The sequence below is a fragment of the Fischerella sp. JS2 genome, assembly GCF_032393985.1.
Classification (GTDB): Bacteria; Cyanobacteriota; Cyanobacteriia; order Cyanobacteriales; family Nostocaceae; genus Fischerella.
Genome location: NZ_CP135918.1, coordinates 6,337,464 through 6,358,771, shown reverse-complemented (window position 1 = coordinate 6,358,771; position 21,308 = coordinate 6,337,464). Strand labels below are relative to the sequence as shown.

Annotated in this window: 14 protein-coding genes and 1 pseudogene; 4 read left to right on the top strand and 11 right to left on the bottom strand. The window is 40.7% G+C overall.

Annotated features, from left to right (window positions below):
• The first annotated feature begins 280 nt into the window (after window positions 1-280).
• The 3 genes from metH (at window position 281) to RS893_RS27225 (ending at window position 5,826) form a co-directional block, all read left to right on the top strand.
• Window positions 281-3,820: a methionine synthase gene (metH, locus tag RS893_RS27235; RefSeq protein ID WP_315788710.1), complete on the top strand. Its 3,540-nt coding sequence runs from the start codon at window positions 281-283 to the stop codon at window positions 3,818-3,820.
• 159 nt (window positions 3,821-3,979) lie between these two features.
• Window positions 3,980-4,363: an endonuclease domain-containing protein gene (locus RS893_RS27230; RefSeq protein ID WP_315788709.1), complete on the top strand. Its 384-nt coding sequence runs from the start codon at window positions 3,980-3,982 to the stop codon at window positions 4,361-4,363.
• Window positions 4,364-4,527: 164 nt separating this feature from the next.
• Window positions 4,528-5,826: a GmrSD restriction endonuclease domain-containing protein gene (locus RS893_RS27225; RefSeq protein WP_315788708.1), complete on the top strand. Its 1,299-nt coding sequence runs from the start codon at window positions 4,528-4,530 to the stop codon at window positions 5,824-5,826.
• 154 nt (window positions 5,827-5,980) lie between these two features.
• On the opposite strand, the gene RS893_RS27220 is transcribed toward RS893_RS27225, so the two are convergent.
• Window positions 5,981-7,039: a hypothetical protein gene (locus RS893_RS27220; RefSeq protein WP_315788707.1), complete on the bottom strand. Its 1,059-nt coding sequence runs from the start codon at window positions 7,037-7,039 to the stop codon at window positions 5,981-5,983.
• A 678-nt stretch (window positions 7,040-7,717) separates the two neighbouring features.
• Here RS893_RS27220 and RS893_RS27215 point away from each other — a divergent pair.
• The gene (locus RS893_RS27215) at window positions 7,718-8,155 is read left to right on the top strand and encodes a lysozyme inhibitor LprI family protein (RefSeq protein WP_315788706.1); all 438 of its coding nucleotides are present in this window, start codon (window positions 7,718-7,720) and stop codon (window positions 8,153-8,155) included.
• A gap of 576 nt (window positions 8,156-8,731) precedes the next feature.
• Here the strand turns inward: RS893_RS27215 and RS893_RS27210 are convergent.
• From RS893_RS27210 to RS893_RS27165, 10 genes and pseudogenes are all read right to left on the bottom strand, one after another.
• Window positions 8,732-9,568, bottom strand: coding sequence for a metallophosphoesterase (locus RS893_RS27210; protein WP_315788705.1), 837 nt, complete (start codon window positions 9,566-9,568; stop codon window positions 8,732-8,734).
• Between the two features lie 218 nt (window positions 9,569-9,786).
• Window positions 9,787-9,981: pseudogene (locus RS893_RS27205) on the bottom strand (IS701 family transposase); the annotation flags it as partial.
• A complete protein-coding gene (locus RS893_RS27200) occupies window positions 9,982-11,673 on the bottom strand; it encodes a potassium channel family protein (protein WP_315788704.1) in 1,692 nt (563 codons plus the stop codon).
• 238 nt (window positions 11,674-11,911) lie between these two features.
• Window positions 11,912-13,366 carry an FAD-binding protein gene (locus RS893_RS27195; RefSeq protein WP_315788703.1) on the bottom strand — a complete coding sequence of 485 codons (1,455 nt, stop codon included), beginning with the start codon at window positions 13,364-13,366 and terminating at the stop codon, window positions 11,912-11,914.
• A gap of 94 nt (window positions 13,367-13,460) precedes the next feature.
• Window positions 13,461-14,642, bottom strand: a complete 1,182-nt coding sequence (locus RS893_RS27190; protein ID WP_315788702.1) for a low temperature requirement protein A — start codon at window positions 14,640-14,642, stop codon at window positions 13,461-13,463.
• A 182-nt stretch (window positions 14,643-14,824) separates the two neighbouring features.
• Window positions 14,825-17,401, bottom strand: coding sequence for a sigma 54-interacting transcriptional regulator (locus RS893_RS27185; protein ID WP_315788701.1), 2,577 nt, complete (start codon window positions 17,399-17,401; stop codon window positions 14,825-14,827).
• A 77-nt stretch (window positions 17,402-17,478) separates the two neighbouring features.
• A complete protein-coding gene (locus RS893_RS27180; RefSeq protein ID WP_315792116.1) occupies window positions 17,479-18,804 on the bottom strand; it encodes a sensor histidine kinase in 1,326 nt (441 codons plus the stop codon).
• A 206-nt stretch (window positions 18,805-19,010) separates the two neighbouring features.
• Entirely contained in the window at window positions 19,011-19,244 is a 234-nt protein-coding gene (locus RS893_RS27175) for a PAS domain-containing protein (RefSeq protein WP_315788700.1), read from the bottom strand.
• A gap of 23 nt (window positions 19,245-19,267) precedes the next feature.
• Entirely contained in the window at window positions 19,268-19,699 is a 432-nt protein-coding gene (locus RS893_RS27170; RefSeq protein ID WP_315788699.1) for an arsenate reductase ArsC, read from the bottom strand.
• Window positions 19,700-19,929: 230 nt separating this feature from the next.
• Window positions 19,930-21,021 carry a glycosyltransferase family 4 protein gene (locus RS893_RS27165; protein ID WP_315788698.1) on the bottom strand — a complete coding sequence of 364 codons (1,092 nt, stop codon included), beginning with the start codon at window positions 21,019-21,021 and terminating at the stop codon, window positions 19,930-19,932.
• Window positions 21,022-21,308: the final 287 nt, after the last annotated feature.

Genomic DNA, 21,308 nt, shown 5'->3' with positions numbered 1-21,308 from the left:
GGAAGCAGGCAGTAACTAATTAGATATCTTTAACGACCTGATTATTCTAGCTTTAAAATGCGATCACGTAATCCAACTACAAGATTGCGTAAATTTAAACGCAAAGGGGCGCAAAGGTAGCGCAGAGGAACGCGGAGTCTTTTTTCTATTTTACCTTTTGTGCCCTTGCCATCTGCCTTCTGCCTTCTTCAAGCAAAACCTTATCCTGAAACAGTAGAAATTTTGGCAAATAATAAATTAAGTTGAATTATTGAGAGTAACCAAATTTCTTTTGGCAAATATGACTCATCCCTTTTTAGAACGTGTGCACAGTCCCCAACGCCCGGTTATTGTCTTCGACGGTGCGATGGGAACTAATTTGCAAAGGCAAAATCTCGTCGCTGAAGATTTCGGTGGGCTTGAATATGAAGGTTGCAACGAGTACCTAGTTCATACCAAACCTGAAGCTGTGGCGAAGGTTCACCGCGATTTTCTGGCTGCGGGTGCAGATGTGATCGAAACCGATACTTTTGGTGGTACATCTATAGTATTGGCAGAATACGATCTTGCTGATCAAGCTTATTATCTAAATAAAACTGCCGCCGAATTGGCAAAGCGTGTCGCCGCAGAATTCTCTACTCCTGAAAAACCCCGATTTGTGGCTGGTTCAATGGGACCGACAACCAAATTGCCAACTCTGGGACACATTGATTTTGACACGATGAAAGATGCCTTTGCCCAACAAGCAGAGGCGTTGTGGGATGGTGGTGTCGATTTATTTATTATTGAGACTTGTCAGGATGTGCTGCAAATCAAAGCAGCCTTGAATGGGATTGAAGAAGTCTTTGCCAAAAAACGCGATCGCCGTCCTCTCATGGTTTCTGTGACAATGGAAACAATGGGAACAATGTTAGTAGGTACGGAAATCAACGCTGTACTGACTATTTTGGAGCCTTATTCCATAGATATTCTCGGTCTGAACTGTGCTACTGGCCCAGACCTGATGAAGCCACATATTAAGTATCTAGCGGAACATTCACCATTCGTAGTTTCTTGTATTCCCAACGCCGGTTTACCAGAAAACGTCGGTGGACAAGCACACTATCGCTTAACACCAATGGAGTTGCGGATGTCATTGATGCATTTTGTTGAAGATTTGGGTGTCCAGGTAATTGGGGGTTGCTGTGGGACACGTCCAGAACACATTCAACAATTAGCAGAAATTGCCAAAGAACTAAAGCCGAAAGTCAGAGAACCCAAGCTGGAAGCAGCCGCAGCATCAATTTACAGTATTCAGCCTTATGAACAAGACAATTCTTTTTTAATTATCGGTGAACGGATCAACGCCAGTGGTTCTAAAAAGTGCCGCGAATTGCTGAATGCGGAAGATTGGGATGGACTGGTATCGATGGCGAGGGCGCAAGTCAAAGAAGGCGCACACATTCTGGATATCAACGTTGATTATGTGGGGCGTGATGGTGTCCGGGATATGCACGAATTGATTTCGCGGATTGTCAACAATGTCACACTTCCCTTGATGCTCGACTCCACGGAATGGGAAAAGATGGAAGCGGGTTTAAAAGTAGCAGGTGGAAAGTGTTTGTTGAACTCTACCAACTACGAAGATGGTGAACCGCGTTTCTTGAAAGTGTTGGAGTTAGCGAAAAAGTACGGTGCTGGTGTAGTCATTGGTACTATTGATGAAGAGGGGATGGCACGGACTGCTGACAAGAAATTCCAAATTGCTCAACGTGCCTATCGTCAAGCATTGGAATACGGTATCCCATCACACGAAATATTTTTTGATACTTTAGCCCTACCAATTTCTACGGGGATTGAAGAAGACCGAGAAAATGCTAAAGCCACCATTAAAGCCATCCAGCGTATCCGCCAGGAATTGCCTGGTTGTCATGTAGTTTTGGGTGTGTCTAATATTTCTTTTGGTCTGAGTCCCGCAGCCCGGATAGTACTGAACTCGATGTTTTTACACGAGGCTATGGCGGCGGGTATGGATGCAGCAATTGTTAGTGCTAATAAAATTTTACCACTTGCAAAAATTGAGGAGAAGCATCAACAAGTCTGTCGCCAGCTAATTTACGATGAACGCAAATTTGAGGGTGATGTCTGCGTTTATGATCCTTTGGCAGAATTAACCAAAATGTTTGAAGGGGTGACGACAAAACGCGACAAAGGTGTTGATGAAAGTCTCCCGATTGAAGAACGTCTTAAGCGCCACATCATTGATGGTGAACGCATTGGTTTGGATACAGCACTTGCTGAAGCGTTAAAGAAATATCCAGCTTTGGATATTATCAACATCTTCTTGCTAGATGGGATGAAAGTAGTAGGTGAGTTGTTCGGTTCTGGACAAATGCAACTACCTTTTGTGTTGCAGTCAGCCGAAACCATGAAAGCGGCGGTAGCGTATCTTGAACCGTTCATGGAAAAATCAGAAGCTGGCGATAATGCCAAAGGTACATTTATTATTGCCACGGTCAAGGGTGATGTTCACGATATTGGTAAAAACCTGGTAGATATCATTCTGTCCAATAATGGTTACAGGGTAATTAACCTGGGGATTAAGCAGCCGGTGGAAAGCATTATTGAGGCATACGAGAAGCACAAGGCTGATTGTATTGCTATGAGTGGGTTGCTGGTGAAGTCTACTGCCTTCATGAAAGAAAATTTGGAGGTATTTAACGAGAAGGGAATTACTGTTCCTGTAATTTTGGGGGGTGCGGCGCTGACTCCCAAGTTTGTTTATGAGGATTGCCAGAATACTTACAAAGGTAAGGTGGTGTATGGCAAGGATGCATTTTCAGACTTGCATTTTATGGACAAATTAATGCCAGCCAAAGTTTCTGGTAAGTGGGATGATTTGCAGGGATTCTTGGATGAGTTTGCCCAAGCACCCCAAAATGGACATAAGGAACCTGTGGTCAGAGAAGAAGCTGAAGCAAAAGCACCTGTTGCACCAACAGAAGTTGACACGAGGCGTTCAGAAGCGGTGGCGGTAGATATCGCACGTCCTACGCCGCCTTTCTGGGGAACTCAGTTGTTGCAGCCGAGTGATATTCCTCTGGAAGAGGTTTTCTGGTATTTGGATTTGCAAGCTTTGATTGCAGGACAGTGGCAGTTTCGCAAGCCGAAGGAGCAATCTAAGGAGGAATATCAGGCTTTTTTGGATGAGAAGGTGTATCCAATTTTGGAGGAGTGGAAGCAGCGGATTGTTGCAGAGAATTTGTTGCAGCCACAGGTGATTTATGGGTATTTTCCTTGTCAGGCTGAGGGGAATAGTTTGTATGTTTATGATTGGAACCGCCAAGACGCAGAGGACGCAGAGGTAAGAGCAACTTTTGAGTTTCCTCGGCAGAAGTCGTTGAGGAGGCTGTGTATTGCTGATTTCTTTGCACCGAAGGAGTCGGGGGTGATTGATGTTTTCCCTATGCAGGCGGTGACGGTGGGTGAAGTGGCGACGGAGTACGCACAGAAGTTATTTGCGGATCATCAGTATACTGATTATTTGTATTTCCACGGTTTGACGGTGCAGATGGCGGAGGCTTTGGCTGAGTGGACTCATGCACGAATTCGTCGGGAGTTGGGTTTTGCTGCTGAGGAACCGGATAATATTCGGGATGTTTTGGCACAGAGGTATCGAGGGTCAAGGTACAGTTTTGGCTATCCAGCGTGTCCGAATATTCAGGATCAGTACAAGCAGTTGGAGTTGTTGGGGGCTGAGCGAATAAATTTGTATATGGATGAGAGTGAGCAGTTGTATCCGGAGCAGTCTACGACGGCGATTATTTGTTACCATCCGGTAGCGAAGTATTTTAGTGCTTAACCTCACCCCCAACCCCTCTCCTTAGTGAACCTCACCCCCAACCCCTCTCCTTAGTAAGGAGAGGGGTGCCCGGTAGGGCGGGGTGAGGTAATTTTACGGATGCTAAAGTAAAATTTATGTGACTAGGCTGGTATGTAATATCAGCTTAGTTATTTTAAAATGACCAAACTATATAACAAATCCTCTGAAAAGGAAAAACGGCGACAGCTACGCCAAAATATAACAAAAGCTGAAAAAAATCTTTGGGAGAAAGTAAAAGATAGACAAATTGAAAACTGTAAGTTTCGCAGGCAATATAGTGTGGCTGAGTTCGTTATAGATTTTTACAGTTGTGAATTGAAGTTAACTATAGAAATTGACGGTGATAGTCATTTTCAAAATGGTGCTGCTGAATACGACAAGGAAAGACAAGTGTTTCTTGAATCAGTAGGAATTAGATTTATCAGATTTACCAATGATCATGTGTACACTAATTTGCCTGGTGTTTTGGAAAGTATTGCTCAAAATATACGGGATTTAAGGCTACAGAACCAGAAAGAATGATCTTGGATGGACAGCAGCGATTAACTTCACTTTTCCAAGCTTTGCTTTCAGGAAAGGCTGTAAAAACAACAGATTCACGAGGTAAACAAATTAAGCGTTGATATTACATTGATATTAATAAGGCTCTTGCTCCAAATGTTGAACGTCAGCAGGCAGTCATCAGTTTGCCAGAAGACAAAATTATTCGCAATAATTTTCGTAATGAGGTATTAGCAGACTACTCAACACCTGAAGCAGAGTACAAAAATGATCTATTTCCAGTTGCACAAATTTTTGACTGTTCTGACTGGATGACAAACTACAATGATTTTTGGGATTATGATAAGGATAAAATTAAGCTCTTCAATAAATTTAATCAGGAAATAATCAAACCATTTGAGCAGTATCTAGTACCAGTCATTTTGCTGCGGAAAGAAACACCAAGAGAGGCTGTTTGTCAAGTTTTTGAAAAGGTTAATACTGGTGGTGTTTCTCTTACAGTCTTCGAGTTACTTACAGCTACTTTTGCTGCTGATAAGTTTCAACTACGGGAAGATTGGGAAAAACGTGAAAAGCAAATGAAAAAACTAGCAGATTTAGGGAATATTTACAGTACTGATTTTTTGCAAGCAGTAACCTTAGTTGCTACTCACCAACATCCAAGTGGTACTGTTAGTTGTACTCGTAAAGATATTTTGAATCTGAAACTAGAAGAATACAAAGATTGGGGTGAGAAAGTTACACAAGGATTTGAAAAAGCTACCAAATTACTCTATACACAAAAAATATTTTCTGCCAGAGATTTACCCTACCAACCACAACTGACAGTACTTGCTGCTAACTTTGCAGTATTAGGCGATCGCAGTGAAACAGATCCAATACGTGCTAAGTTAGTGCGTTGGTATTGGTGTGGAGTTTTTGGCGAACTTTACAGTAGTGCGATTGAAAGCCGGATGGCTAAAGACTTGACACAAGTTTTGAGATGGATTGAATCTAGTGATTCTGAACCTGACACAATCAAAGATGCTAACTTTGCTCCCAATCGACTAGTAAGGCTTTACACGCGCCGCAGTGCTGCTTACAAAGGTTTGTCTGCTTTGCTATTGCGAGATAGAGGATGCGATTTCCGCACAGGTTATAACATTGACGCTTTAATATATCATGAAGAGCCTATTGATATTCATCATATTTTTCCTCGAAGTTGGTGTGACAAGAATGGCATTAAACCCGAACTTTACGATAGTGTTGTCAACAAAACTCCTTTATCATCTAGAACTAACAAAATTATTGGTGGTAATGCACCCAGTATCTATTTATCTCGTCTTCAGAAAGAAGCTGGTATATCTGAGGAACGGATGGATGAAATTTTGCGATCGCACATTATAGATCCAGTTGCTTTAAGGACAGATAATTTTGAAGCTTTCTTCCAAGCTAGACAAAAAGCTTTGCTGAATCGAATTGAAAAGCGATGGGTAAATCTCTAATTTTAGATACCAATTCATTGGAAGATACTGAGCAATCTGAGCATGAAGAAGAATAATAATTATAAATAGCCATGCTATAGAAATTCTGCTTTTTCTAGGTTTGCGATCGCATCAATATACTGGTTTTGTATAATAATAGAAATCTCTACAAACTTTATCTATCAAAAGCTTGTATCATCCCTTGAGTATAAGGTAACAAAACCTTTTGATATTCTGGCTTTACACGACTAATTATTTCATCTATTAATATTTGATTCCATTGTTGTAAGACTTTCCATTTCACCTCTAATTTTTCCATCACCATTACACATAAATCTACTAGTTCCTGTTCTACTGGTATGAGGCTTTCTTCTAACACACATAACCAAAGGTAAGCTTGGAACATATTCAAGTCACGAATGCTTGAGTGTGCAACAGTGGGAGTGCTTAATAAACCACTACGACTACAATGATTCGGAAATAATTCCACTAGTTTGTAGTAAACAGTTTTGGCAATTTCTTCAGCCGCAGGTAGCATTTGCTCTACAAGAGTAAAGACTGGCGAATCTATATCATGCTTGGCACTAGCAGCACATACTCGTTGCCAGGGAATTGCAACTTGCTCTTCAATAAAATTGATGTAGGGACTAAGCAGTATTTTTTCAATAGGTGTAATTTGATTCAAAATTAATTTATTAGTAAATTTTAATTGTGTAGTCATAAAGCCTAATGTACACCAGTCTTTACATGCCATGTGTTGTTCTTGAAATGCTACTAATGTAGGTTCCAGTTTATATGCTAATTCCTTAATCGCTAATGTTCCGAATTCAGCAAAGAAAATATCTTCAATATCAAGTGTAACTTGTGAGAGTTTTGTTGTTAATGTAGCAGTATATAATGACTGCTTTTGGTAAATCTCTAGTAGAGTCTTATAAACAGCAAGTGCAGACTCCGTTATTTTTTTCGCTTCGTTAAAGTCTAAAAGATTTGGAATATAATTGTGCAGAGATTTTGTTTGTAGCCACGCCATCTGGCTATTGATATCTAACAAGTTATTTTTTAATCTAGCAGCAGTATGCATTCTACCTTCTGGTGAAGCAGTTTCCATTAATGAAGCGATTAATATTTCTTGAGATATGGTTAAATTAGAGAATTCAGGTATGTAACGTCTTACCCAAACCTTAAGCAAGCGTTCTACAGAAGGTGTTGTTAGATGATGAGTGGTTTTAAACATGTATTTTGACTTTATTATGCCTACTTTGATCAATTTGATGACAGAAAAGAGATTTACTATTGTTTTTATTTATTTAAAGTAAAATAATTCAGATTAAGTTCTGTTTCTCTATTGTTCTTTGACTTTCACATCTCAATAACTTTTTTTTACTTTGCGTTTTTAATTTTCAAATGATTTATGTCACTAATAAAAATTATTTACATTTCTTTGCACTACATAAAATTCTTGAATATTTGTGTGCCAATTGCTTTAGGAAGAAGGGCTGTGAAATCCAGACAACAAGCTACTTTCGTCAATTGAAGAATCTGTCCAAAAATTTTTGGAAAGTTTCCGGAATGTGCTGGCATGGTTTAGTAGATAGTTATAGAGCGCTAAAGCAATTTCGCTCAGCTATATCTCAAGATTTATACCGAATCCTCTAACCTTAACCAATTATCTTAAAACTCCCTCAGCCATAGCCCCTCTCCATATGTTGGAGAGAGGCTATGTTATTTATATATTGACAAAAATGATACAGCTTGGAGATACTGTTTAGTAGAAAAAGTACTATATTATAGTATTTATTATGACTTTTAATTCAATAAAATTACTCAAAAGAATTTAGGTCGAGCATCTTAATTATTAAATTTCCCAGTGGAAGCATTAAAGAATTATTTTTTATTTTTTCATTAAAAGCGTATGTATAAGAGATTATTTATTGCCTTGATTTTGAGTGCGATCGCATTTTTATCAGTCCTAGTCATCCCTAGCTTAGCTACACCAACTGAAGCGATCGCGCAAAAACCAGCAATTGACTGCTCTAAAGCCACAGCGACACCAGAACTGAGATACTGTTCTCAACTATCATACGCCGCCGCAGACAAAAAACTAAATCAAGTTTATCAAAAAGTTCTTGCAATCACTAAAACAGAGCCAAAGCAACAACTTATTAAAGGACAACAAGCATGGATTGTATTTCGTGACAACACCTGTGATTTTGAAGTCTATGAATCTCGGGGTGGGACAGGTTATGAAATCTTTCGCAATCAATGTTTGGAACGACTGACTAAACAACGTACAAAAGATTTAGAAAATTATTTGCAACTGAGAACTCAGGAAAGCTTTTGTACAGGCTGAAGATATGACAAATATTATATTTTGCCTTTGTGTAAATCATCAGTATCTTAATTACCCATTACCGATCCCGACTCATAGCATAAGTGTTTAAGCGGACGTGATATGAATTGAAGTTAAGACTATTGATAAAATAAAAATCTGTAGTCAATTATTGCGAAAAATTACTGCGAGTCACATTTGGTAAAATAAGGGTTTTTGCTCACAAAAGTGATGCTAATTTAAAAAGTAGGCACAGATAAGTTAAAAACTTCAACCACAGCTTCTAGATTAGGGCTTGTGCCTCCGGCTCTAGTCTCATCGCAACAATCCAAAAGTCCTTGCATCCTTTGAATGTGTTTTCGCCTTAAGTTCGTTTAGTTGTTTTGGAGGTTTTTGAACGCACAGCCAAGAATGCCTGCCTAGCTGGAATTGATTGAGGATGCTCTAGACTTAAGAATGTGTAGTTGCGAGTTCTGTCCACTTTTAGTTGAGTTATTTTTATCTGAATTTCGACTCGTATCAATTTATAAGGATGTTTATAAACTACCGCTAGTTAAGGACGTTTCTCGGTCGTAGCTAGCGGTAGTTTAGTTTTGGCTAATTTTCCAGAGTAATAACAGTTACTTCTGGTGGGCAAAATAAGCGTCCTGGTGGATAAGTTCCTAAGCCACGGTTGACGTATAACTGATTTTTTCCCACTGTATGAAATCCTTGTGCCCATTCCCAGTGTCGCATCACTTTCGCTGGATTACCTCGCAAAAATGGTACCCATTGCCTTACCTTTCTGGGTATTTTGTAAATAAGTTTTTTATAATAAACTACTACTGGCCCAATACCTGGTAATATGATTTGACCACCATGAGTATGACCAGATAGTTGTAAATCTACTCGCCATTTTTGTAGTATTTCGGCAGTATCTGGATTATGTGACAAAACTATACAAGGTTTTGTGGTATCTAATTGGTTCATCACGGATGTAGGATCAAATTCCCGTGACCAAAACTCAGCAAGTCCTACTAAAGGTAGTTCTTTTCCCAAAGGATAAGCAATTTCATTCCAAAGGACTTTGATTCCAATACTTGTTAACGCCTCTGTTACTTCTGTTTTTGAATCATAAGCACGATAGCGTAAATCATGATTGCCGAGTACAGCATAAATTCCAAGGCGGCTTTGTAAGTTTTTGAGTCGCAACGCTAGCTGGTGAATAGGAGTCGGTTCGTCTGTGACATAGTCGCCAGTTAGTACAACTAAATCTGGTTCTGCTTCATTACTAATAGCGATCGCTTTTTCTAACATCCTTTCTGACAGTCGTAGACCATCATAATGTAAATCTGATATTTGCACCAGCTTCGTACCCTTTAATGATGCTGGTAAATCTGCTATATTGACCGTTAATTGTTCTACACTCAAAGGGCCAGATAATAACCAGTGCATCTTGCTGAAACTACTCCTAAGATGAGCGACTTCAGCTTAACAAATATTCATATTTTTGGTCTGACCCAGGCGGTTAACTTCTTAATAAATTTATATAAATCAATTTCTCTATATCTTTTGCCAAGGAAATACCTAAATAGGAAATCATCCAATATTTCGTATTGGCAGGGCAAAGCTAAACGTATATCTAATGGTAAGATTTTTCTTCCATCATCTTATAGAATTGTTACCACTAATATTCCATTATCTGTTTTGCCGATTTCTTCGATATACTGTCTTTCTACTCCCTGTGTAAAATTGCCACTTTTTCTATGACCAGAATCATCAATTATCACCTTTTATCCTCTACTAATTCTGGTCTGACTACACTTGTTCATGATCTTCAAGCGATATTCATTGATCTTTGAATTAGATCAACTCGCCATCACCTGTGATGGTGTATAACGCCACAACTGATGCAAGCGATTTGCTGGCATTGTTAGGTATAAAATATCTCCAGCACTAAGGTTAATTTCTAGTAAATCCCAGCCGTGAATTTCTTGGTTATTTGTCTCCACATACAACGGCACAAAGTCGGCGTCCATTGCTGCATCTTTCACCCATTGTCCACAAAAAGGATGAGAAGGTGTAATTAATGTTGCAAAGGCTACCCAAAGGCTATCGGCGGTGATCCCATTGCCCAGGATACGTCCACCTAAAGCTGCGGCGGCGAAGGCTGGCGCAGCGAGTTCGGCGGGACTCAAAACAGCCTCAAAGTCAAAGACTTGTTGTGCCATGCGGGCAAAATCAGGATCGGCATAATGGACAATCACGGGTACTTTGGGTGTGATGGCTTTGGCCTTAAGAGCAATTTCCATATTTGTCGCGTCGTCGTTGGTGACAGCAATCAGTGCAGATGCATTCTCTAAATTACTCACTTTGAGAATTTCGGCAAAGCTACCATCGCCGTGAATGACAGGAATACCCAATCCTCGCGCTGTGTTGACAAATCTGTTATTGGTATCACGCTCAATCACAATCACTTCATGGCCACTACTGTGGAGTTGCTGAACAATTTTAATCCCAATTCCTCCTAAGCCACAGACTATATAATGATAACGATGGGGAATCCGGGCTGCATCTAAAAATTGTTTGAAGCGACTACCTAGAACAAAATCGTTAAGTAAGGCATAGAAAAGACCGATGACTGCCGCTCCTACAAGCATCATCAACACGGTAAATAATCTTACACTCGTGGGAGCTTGTTCAACAACTTGATCATTACCACCAGCCCCCGTAATCATACCGACAGCAAAATAGAGAGCATCAATAATAGAAACACTTCTTTCGGTGGAAGTATAGATGAGTGTAGCGATCGCAATAATTACCAGCAGCACCAAAGACATCATTACCACTGCTTGAGCATGTTGCTGAAACTGTCGCAGGCTGGTAAGCACTTTCAGCATTTTGGCAATCATTGATCTGCGAATACAACGAATCCGGGGTTGAGTTCCCACAATTAAGCGATCGCCTACTTTTAATTTATGTCCCGTGACTACGGCAGAGACTAAATCCACCTCACCTTCTGCTGGCATGTAGTAAATCAGCATCCGTGTCTGATCGTTCCACAACTCGCTGAGTTTGCGATCGCGCCACGGGTGATGTTCATCTATATATTCTTCGTGAATCGGCCAAGTTTGGTGAAACAGCTTGATTTGTCCAATTGCTTGGCTACCCAAGGCGGCAAAAGTAAATACGGGTGCTGCCAAACCCGCAACACTCATAGTCAAATGTTCTGGAACCGCATGATCCAGCCTTTCTCCTAAACTGGTGTTAAAAAAGCGGTTGATGATCCGAATTCGCGGATTCAAGACCCGCGCTTGCATCATAATTCGCAAATTGAGTGCATCGTCACCTCCAGCGATAACTAGGGTGTGCGCCTGCTGAATGCCAGCTGCTTTTAGGGTGCTAGCTGCGTGCAGATCGCCGACAATGACATCTCCTGCTCGTTCGCCTGGAACTGGTTTATGATGAATGCCAATGACTAACGCCCCCTGCTGTCTCAGCAAACGAAAAACTTTATATCCAGTGCGTCCTAAACCACAGACAATTATTCGAGGTTTCATGAATCAGCAGCATGATGTGCAGAAAAGCTGCATTAGTAAAATGAAATATTATTTAAATTTTTGCCTGATTCTCAAGAATGGAACTGTAGCTGACAACACGATAAATAGAAGGCAGAAGGCACCAGGGCAGATGGCAGAAGGGGAAAGCCGCTTCAGGTGCAGGTTTTACTAATTAAGATTTTTAAGTTTTTAATCACGGGAAAATCTCACGAACCTTGCCATAAAATGACTTGTTGTACTAGAAAATACCCTGACCGGGTGTTAATAAATTATCAGGATCATAGCGACGTTTGGCACTCACTAATTTACCCCAAACAGGACGAAAATGTTGTCGCCAATCCTTGGAGGAGAAGGGAATCGCACCTACAGGATATTGGTAGCCACCCAAATCGCGATCGCGCTCAAATAATTTGCGATTATCACTCAACATTCGTGTGACAACAGTATCCTCTGGTGGTACTGCGGTTCGCAAAATAGCAAACAGAAATATCACTTCCTCTGTGGGAACTCGAAACAAAGGCCTTTGGAAGCGGTTAGTTTTAACTGGATATAGTAAAATCGGCCCTTGACCTGTGTCATCTAGTGTTAAATTGCTAGCAACTTCACCCACATAATTTTCTACTACACTACCTGGCACAAATAAGTTCAACCAGGGATGAGGATAAAACCATACACCAATAGATTTGAGGGTTGCAACAACAGGTGCTAAACGGTTGAGGAAATCGAAGTAAGACTTATCCTCTATCTGTTCTGTACCACGAATGTAGTTTAACCTAGCAAGCAATATATTATTGTTGGGTACAGCAGGGGGAGTGTAAAAGCTAGCAGCTTCCAACAGATAACCCCACCCACCATTATCATCAGCTACCAACTGACCTTCTACATAGTCGAAGCGCTCATCATTGATCAGTAAACGTTGGTCACGTGTCAAGGTAGCCACATTATCGTAATACAAAACAAACACACGGGCATGAGTAGCTGCGGGAATAAGTCTAATTGTTGCCTGTACAATGATGCCACATTGACCCAAACCTGCGAGTACAGCCTCAAATAAATCACGATTTTGAGCTAAAGAACAAGTTTCCAGCTTGCCTTCACCAGTTACTACTTGAATTTCTAAGACATTATCAACTTGTACACCATAGCGATGGGTTGCACCACCAATACCACCCACTGATAAAGTTCCACCGATAGAAAGTTCGATATAATCGGTGAGGACAGGTGGTGTCAATCTTTGTGGAAGTGTCTGTTGTAGTAATTCACGCCAACCTACACCAGCATCAACAATCGCTCGATCTGCACCAATAGAGTAAATTTTGTTGAGCGTACTCATATCTATGACTACGCCAGCTTCTACTTGTGATTGACCATTACAAGAATGAGCTTGACCACGCGCAGCAACCTTGAGTTTGTGAGTACGAGCAAACTGGATAATATGGATAATATCTTCAACTGAGCCTGGTTTCAATACAGCGATCGCCTGACGATGTACAATATGACCAAAATCATTAGCAACACTAGCCAGTAAAGTGTTATCTGTGTAAAGTACTCCATCTAGAGGTGGCAAACTTTCAAACAAAGATGCAGCACTGGCAGATGTCACCCAAACACGATTAACCGGATCAAACCCAATCACAATCGCAGTGGCAATTAAACCTTGTAAAACTACACGGCGAGAAGTATGATTTTTCATTATTTCGTTGTGGTACAGGCCAGGCACTTTTCTATTGATTTAATACCTATTAAATAAATGGCCAGTAAATTCACAGAATATGCAGGTGAGTAAGCTAAATTTCTGGATCAACCAAGCGTGTAGTCGGACGACTTTGATATAAATCTTGGGCGACTTGTGCAACGCAGGCTACAGCCACAAGTCCAATGACTGTAACAGGTAATAAACCTTTACCAAATATAGCGATCGCCATCACAACAATCGCCCCCACACCTCGGAACTGAGAACGAATTTTGCAGTAACGGATGACGCCAACACGATGCAGGATACCCAAAGCTAAGTAGCATAAAGCCACAGAACCACAAAGTAACCATCGTATAGGATCGCTTAGGGCGATCGCTTGCTCACTCGTTAATACTTCTTCTACACCAACTCCAGCCCCAGCAATACCAATTACTAGGGGTAGATGAGTATACAGCCAAGTGGCAACAGTCCAAATTTTCCCTTCTGAGCGTGCTGTTTGAATCGGTGTACCACCAAGGTTATCAAAATAAACCCACCACACACTAAAAGCAATCACCAGACCAAATATAGCAGCGATGACACTCAGAACTTCCCATTTTTGTTCAGAAACACCATCAACGACGGCAATAATTGCCTCACCCAAGACAATCATCGTAAATAGTCCAAAACGTTCTGGTAAATGGGAAGCGTGGGGAAGTAATTTTAGCTGGAATTTCGTAGCACTAAAGGGTGTAATCAAGTCAATGATAATTCCTACTCCCCACAGCACAAATCGCCAAGGTGCAGGTATGAATGCTGAGGCTAGCCAAAACATAGCAGCGATCGCAAAACCCGTAGCATAACGTGTTGTCAATGGACGTGCTGCGGGAATATGTATACCAGCACGGACGTATTCTATAATCAGCACAGCTCGACCGAAAGCATAAGCAAGAGCAAACCCAGGCGCACTTTCACCCAAACCATGATGGATGTTAATAGCCAATGCTGCTGCCGTCAACATTTGCAAACCAACCAACAACCGCCGTCCGATGTCATCGCTATCAAAGCGATTTGCATACATAGTAGTACCAATCCATGACCACCACACAGGTATAAATAGAAATACAAAACCTAAATATCCCGCCAGCGAGACATTTTCTTTCAAATTGTGGGCAAGCTGAGAAACTGCAACCACAAACACCAAATCATAAAACAATTCCAGCCAAGTAGCATGTCTTTCTTCTTGGCTATCTTCACCTATGCGTAAGCGTGGGGGCTGTAAAAAATTAGTCATAATGTCTAGTCGCTAACTTCTCATTAGTGTCAAATCTGAACTCATAAAAATGCTAATTCTCAACCACCAACAAATAACCTATCTGCATCCATCCGTGTGCATCGGTGTGTATCGGTGTTCGACATATAAAAACGATATTTCTCACAACTCCAATCCCCATCAGACATAATTAATTCTTACCATTAGCCAGACACAATAATCTGCCACATACTTACTCCCAACGCGATCGCTGCTAAGTGTTGCCATAACATTACACGTAATGGTTGCCGAGCAATTTTTTGTGTAAGTATTATCGATAACAGTACTGAAAAAATGAGAGTTGTTCCCTGTAAAAAGGCTATTACAGCTGGATGTGCAACCACAACTGGCAATTGTCCGCCATCCAAACCAAAAGTTGCAAAAAAGACTGGTAAAATTCGTCCTCCTTCACCCAAGCCTAAGCGCAGATAATGAGCTAAGTTACCTCCTAATACCAACGGTAAATAGCCATAGGCAAGTTCTGTAAATGATCGCACCTTAATTCGGTTGGGGATTTTAACCGCAGAGGACGCAGAGGAGATATAGTTATTCAACCAGCAATAAATTTTGATTAACCTGTATGCTACGAAGATGACGGCTGCTGGAATCAGCAAAGCTAGTAGGGATAAGCCTAAGTGGGGAAAAAATTGATTTAAATCTATTTGCAATCCTAGCCAGGATTGCAACTCCGGTAGGCGATGCAAATATACTCCACCCAAAAGTAAACACAATAAGGCGACTTCATATTTACGGGGTACATGAGTTGTCCACAATTCAATTCCAGGGGGACGCAAATTAAACTCAACTGAACGATGAGGACAGGCTTTCAGACAAGTCATGCATAGTACACAATCTCTGTTGTCTTCTAGTTGGGCGGGGTGAGAGTATAAAGGACAACCGTTAGTTTCCATTCCTTCGCCTTTTTGTGGCCCGCCTTTGTAGCATTGATAGGTAGTGCAAGTAGCAGAACAAATCCCCTGTTGGGCACGGAGTTCTGTCATTGAAAGTTTGGCGAATAAACCATTCATCCCACCGATGGGACAAAGATAGCGACACCAAAACCGCCTCTCAAAAATGGCGGAAAAAATCATCGCGCCAGCAGTAATTAGTAGAAGTAAACAGGCACAGAGGTAAGCAGTATTTTCCAAGTGCCAAAGTTCTTCCCACAGGAAAATTAGGGTAAATAAGCCAAACAAAAACCAACCGCCCCATTTCTCGGCTTCTTCTCGTGGCCAGCGCTTAAGTTGTTTAGGAAACAAGTGAGTTGAAATTTTCTGGGTAATTTCACCGTAAATCATAAACGGACAAACAGCGCACCAAATCCGCCCAAGAAAGGGAAATAAGAAAAGAAAGACAGGCCACCACCAAGCCCAGAATAGATTTAAAGCAAAATTGCGATCGCGTGTCTGTGGCCCGACAAATAATACTGCAACGATGAACGCAAAAGCAGCAACGGTAAAGCCATAATTAATCCGATCTGGCCACCACGGACTGCGAAGAAACTTCCGCAAATGGGGATAAGCATTCAACAGATTTAGCCGAAATCGCTTTTTCTTAGTTTCTGCTGACCAGAAAATCTCTTCTGTTAACTCCCTTGCTTCTCCTGCTTGCACAATTGCTCGTTCTACCAAGTTTTGTAACTCTTTTAAATTGCCAGGGAAGTCATAGGACTGCAAGCGGCGTAAAGCTTCTGGTGTAATATGCGGTTTAGGAATTCCTCTAGCACGAGTGTAGAGACTGATATAGTATTCGATCTGGGCATTAATATCAGCTTTGCGTACCCGTAGGGGTGGGATTTTGATAATGCGACCAACACAGCGTTCGATTTGTGACTGAGTTTTTTCCGCAACTATCATAATCCGGGCTTGATTAGTCCGGGATTCGGCCTCTGGTTCTCCAACTCGGCTTATGGGAATATACGTATTGTCTTGTAGTAATTGTTTAATTTTTGGGAGTAACTCTGGTGGAGTTTCTTGAATATTGTTGAGGATGAGAGTACCTTCTCCCAGCCATTCTAATAGTCCGGGTTTACCACCAGCACGCCCAAATAATTCTGCACCACTAGTTTGCAGGATACCACAGTTAACTTTGATAATCGGTTCGCGGCGATACTTAGAACCAAAATGAATTAAGGCTGCAACATTATCTTTTTCTAACCCTGGTTCACCGAAAATCAATACAGATTTGCGATCGCTTGCAGCTTGGCGAATTTCTTCTCGTAGACGCACGGCATAGCGGCTCGTCCCCACAATACCACGTCGGGCTTTGGTAACTAAATATGGGCGTAATGCTAAAGAGCGTTCCTGTTCGTAGTTGAAAGCAGATGCTAACTGTGCTACTTCTTGAGCCAGCATTCGGGAGACAACCTGAGCGATCTCCGGGTATTTGCCAATTATTTCTTTAAATACTGTCGCAGATACAACCCAAAAATGACATTCTGTAACAGTAGTGATGGTGCGCTGGGCTAGCTCATCTAAAAGTATTTCTTGTAAATGAATGATCGATCCAGGTAGAAAACCAACTGTTAAACTCGGGTTATTTTTGTTACTACTCTCACTTTCGAGCTTACCTTCCAAGAGAATATAAAGCGCTTCTGGAGAAGTCGCTTCGGTAGCTATTTGATGGTTCGCTGGAAAAACTTTTTCTTCGAGGACTTGCGCGATCGCACTCAAGGATTCAGGTGATAGAATTCCTAAAGCTGTGCGTTCTCGTAGCCAGATCACTGTTTCTGGTGATGTCATAGTGGCTGTTCCCCTCTCAGCACTGCTCTGTTAAAGGAATTATCCCTGAAAACTGGCTCAAGCAACTCAGCTAAAAGCTATGTTTTTTGTCGCTGGGGAATAGAAATTAAAAATTCTGTACCTTCTCCAAGAATTGAGTGGCATTCTAGTTTACCTTGATGCTTCTCAACTACTATTTGGTAACTTATTGACAATCCTAAACCTGTACCTTTACCAACAGGCTTTGTAGTAAAGAAGGGATCAAATAGGCGATCTTTTATTTCCTCACTAATACCAGTACCATTATCTCTGATACGAATCACAATTGATGGGATAACGGCAGGTGTTTCCCTATGATCTATTTCTGTATAAATAGTGATGGTGCTGGGGTGACTTTTGCAGTCTGAAAAAGAACGCTTGTGATCCCGTTCCTCCAAGACATCAATAGCATTAACAATAATATTCATAAATACTTGGTTAAGCTGTCCAGGAAAGCACTCTACTAGTGGAAGATTGCCGTATTTTTTGATGACCTTAATCTCTGAAGCATTAGGCTTGGCTCTGAGGCGATTTTGTAAAATCATTAGGGTGCTATCAATACCATCATGGATATTAACCTCTTTCACTTCCGCTTCATCCAAGCGAGAAAAATTACGCAAAGATAAAACAATTTCACGCATTCTTTTAGTACCAACCTGCATCGAAGATAGTAACTTTGGTAAGTCTTCTATAATAAAGTCGAGTTCCGCAGCCTCAAATTTTTCTTGTAGTTCCAAAGAGGAATTTGGGTATTCTTGTTGATAGAATTGCAGTAGATGTAGCAATGTGTTTACATACTCGACAACATGAGAGAGGTTGCCGTGAATGAAGTTTACAGGGTTATTGATTTCATGGGCAATACCTGCAACAAGTTGACCGAGACTAGACATTTTTTCACTCTGAATTAGTTGCGTTTGAGTTTTCTGCAATTTGTGCAAAGTTTGTTCTAGTTTTTCTTTCTCTTGACTCAAAGCAATAGTGCGTTGTTCTACCCTCGTTTCTAGTTCTTGATTAACTTGTTCTAGCCTTTTTAAGGCTGCTTGCAAAGAAATTTCTGCTTGTTTGCGATCGCTAATATCTATGAAAAAACCAAGTAATTTTGTAACTTCGCCTTGATGTCGCACAACTGTTACAATATCTTTTACCCAGAGCCATTTTCCCTCAGCTGTCAAAAACCGATACTCAGCTATGTAATTATCTTGTTCTAGTTGAATAGTTTGCTCATAATTATGAACCTGTAATACATCTTCTGGATAAATGTGTTCTTGCCAAAAGTTTAATTCATAACACTGCTCAGGCTCATAACCAAATAAATCTTTTACCTGTGGTCCTACATAGGTAAACTGGCGATTCACAGCTTCAGCTTCCCAAGGTACTAACTTAATATTTTCTACAAGTCGTTTCAGTCTTTGTCGAGTTTGCTCTAAATTTTGTTCTGTCTTCTTCCGTAAAGTAATGTCAGTTGCGATTACGGCATATTTAATAGCTATACCTTCTTCATCGTAAATAGGTTGTCCATCTATTAATAACCAACGCTCATCATTCTGGTGATGTAAAATGTAGGAAAGCTCAAACTTAAAACTTTCTCCTTTTAGTAGTTGTTCTCGGATATAAGTTTGTTGAATATGCAGCTTATAATCACGTCCAAATACAAAAAAAACTTTTTGCCAACTAACTGCTCAGTTGTTAAAGATATATGTTTGGCAAATGCTTGATTTACCCACTCAATACGTCCTGTTCTATCTGTTAATACCATTAATAAATCTGTACGAGTTGTTAAGGCAACAACCATTGTTAAAGGCAAACTGACTGAGTCAGCTAACATGCCCGTCACTCCTGTAAAAACCTTTAGAGAGCATCTCGTCTCCCAGCTATGTACGCCAAAAATAGCTTACCTATATCATCACGAACTTGACGGAATACTTGCAATTTTTCTGTTTCTGTTCCCATTGCTTCGGCTGGATCAGGAAAGCTGAAGTGATGGCGTTTAATAGCTTTGGGCAAAGCTGGACAACTTTGGTCAGCATTATCACATACTGTGATGACCGTATCAATTTTATGATCAAGGAACAAATGAATGTGTTTGCAATTATTTTTAGAGATATCTATACCTATTTCTTTCATTACTTTTACAGCTAAAGGATGGACTTCCTTAGCTGGATTCATCCCTGCACTCTCTACTAATAAAAAATCATCAGCTAGTTCCTTAATGAATCCTTCAGCCATTTGACTACGACAGGAATTACCAGTACAAAGAATTAAAATTAGTGGTTGTTCCATATTTCGTAGTTAGTCATACAATACATTTAAATGGTAACTACAATTAAATCATGATTGGCTTCAGTACAATTACAGAAAATTCTCTTCGCGCAACAGGTTTATTACTTTCCAATAAAAAGTAAAAGCTCCCTTGATGTAGGAGCTTTGTTTTTATAAAACCATGTTTTGAATGAATATTCTCAAAACAGCCAACCATTTACAGCATATTTCAGCTTAATGAAGCATCAACATCAGCGAGCCCTAGATGTAATTGATTCTAAAGAGTTTCTCAGGATAGTATTGAACCAATTTCTGAAATTACGTTCTCCAACGATTTTTTCGTAGACTGCTTCATAACCATCGACCATTTGAGCGACGCTAAATTTATTTTCTACGTGTTCTCGGCATTTTTGACGATTTAGTTCCAAAGCTTTGGGTATCATCGTCGCCATTTCTTCGTAGCTTTGGCAGACATAACCAGTCTCGCCATGAGCAATTACTTCGGGTACAGAACCCATATTCATGGCAATTACTGGTGTACCAGTCGCCATAGATTCAGCCATCACCAAACCAAAAGGTTCACACCAAGTAATTGGGAAGAGAGTAATCGCCGCATTCCCTAATAATTCAGCTTTTTGAGCGTGATTGACTTCACCCAAAAATTCGATTTGCTTACCATCAATCTGGGGAGCAATTTCTTGTTCAAAGAATTTCTGGTCTACAACATCTACCTTACCAGCCATCTTTAAGCGCCAACCCGTTTGTTTGGCGATCGCAATGGCGTGTTGTGGCCCCTTTTCTGGTGATAAGCGCCCTAAAAATGCCAGGTAGGGTGGTTCTTGGGGTTGAGCAAAAAACGGAAACTTTTCAATGCTGATACCGTTATAAACTGTGGCAACGTAGTTAATGTTTAACAGTCGTTGTGCGTCACTAATGCTGATGTATGGTTGCGTATGGTGTTGCCTAAATACTTTATTGTTATCGCGAGTAAAGATACCATGTAGAGTATGCACCGTTGGTGTTGACACCATACTAGCCAAAGGCAGTGCCCAAGCTCCAACGTGGGAGTGGATAATATCAAACTCCGCAGCATGTTGATAAACTTCGCTAACATGCATGAGTTCGTACATTACGGGTTCTTTAATGCTTTTATCCAAGCGCAATGCACGCGCACTACCCGCTTCTAAACGAGCAAGAGTTTGGGAATCACCGGAAGCGAATAATGTGACTTCGTGACCTCTGCGTACCAATTCATCGGTCAAACGACTCACAACCAATTCAGTTCCACCGTAGGTAATAGGTGGAACTTGTTCCCATAATGGAGCTATTTGTGCGATTTTCATAATATTTAGAGTTCAGTTGTCAGAAGCCTTGTCACTGAGACTTCATTTTGAGATATCCAACGTAGATAATTTCCCCTGATATCTGCAATTGACTTCACGTCATTGGCTGCAAATTATGCAACTTTGGCGAACTGAACTGAAAACTCATCTCCAGTGAGTGTGTAGATGGATTTACATTTTTTACGGTAAAAGTAAAATCACATAGCTGACATCTATCTAAAGATAGGTATTTATATCTATAGATAGGCATATTCATATATTAGAGTTAAGCGATTTGGGAGCTTAAA

What these genes read in the sequence shown, in the direction of transcription:
- RS893_RS27195 (WP_315788703.1), bottom strand. Translation starts at nt 13,366, where the DNA reads ATGAAAAATCATACTTCTCGCCGTGTAGTTTTACAAGGTTTAATTGCC.
- RS893_RS27230 (WP_315788709.1), top strand. Translation starts at nt 3,980, where the DNA reads ATGACCAAACTATATAACAAATCCTCTGAAAAGGAAAAACGGCGACAG.
- RS893_RS27220 (WP_315788707.1), bottom strand. Translation starts at nt 7,039, where the DNA reads ATGTTTAAAACCACTCATCATCTAACAACACCTTCTGTAGAACGCTTG.
- RS893_RS27190 (WP_315788702.1), bottom strand. Translation starts at nt 14,642, where the DNA reads ATGACTAATTTTTTACAGCCCCCACGCTTACGCATAGGTGAAGATAGC.
- RS893_RS27215 (WP_315788706.1), top strand. Translation starts at nt 7,718, where the DNA reads ATGTATAAGAGATTATTTATTGCCTTGATTTTGAGTGCGATCGCATTT.
- RS893_RS27185 (WP_315788701.1), bottom strand. Translation starts at nt 17,401, where the DNA reads ATGACATCACCAGAAACAGTGATCTGGCTACGAGAACGCACAGCTTTA.
- RS893_RS27210 (WP_315788705.1), bottom strand. Translation starts at nt 9,568, where the DNA reads ATGCACTGGTTATTATCTGGCCCTTTGAGTGTAGAACAATTAACGGTC.
- metH (WP_315788710.1), top strand. Translation starts at nt 281, where the DNA reads ATGACTCATCCCTTTTTAGAACGTGTGCACAGTCCCCAACGCCCGGTT.
- RS893_RS27175 (WP_315788700.1), bottom strand. Translation starts at nt 19,244, where the DNA reads ATGTTAGCTGACTCAGTCAGTTTGCCTTTAACAATGGTTGTTGCCTTA.
- RS893_RS27165 (WP_315788698.1), bottom strand. Translation starts at nt 21,021, where the DNA reads ATGAAAATCGCACAAATAGCTCCATTATGGGAACAAGTTCCACCTATT.
- RS893_RS27200 (WP_315788704.1), bottom strand. Translation starts at nt 11,673, where the DNA reads ATGAAACCTCGAATAATTGTCTGTGGTTTAGGACGCACTGGATATAAA.
- RS893_RS27170 (WP_315788699.1), bottom strand. Translation starts at nt 19,699, where the DNA reads ATGGAACAACCACTAATTTTAATTCTTTGTACTGGTAATTCCTGTCGT.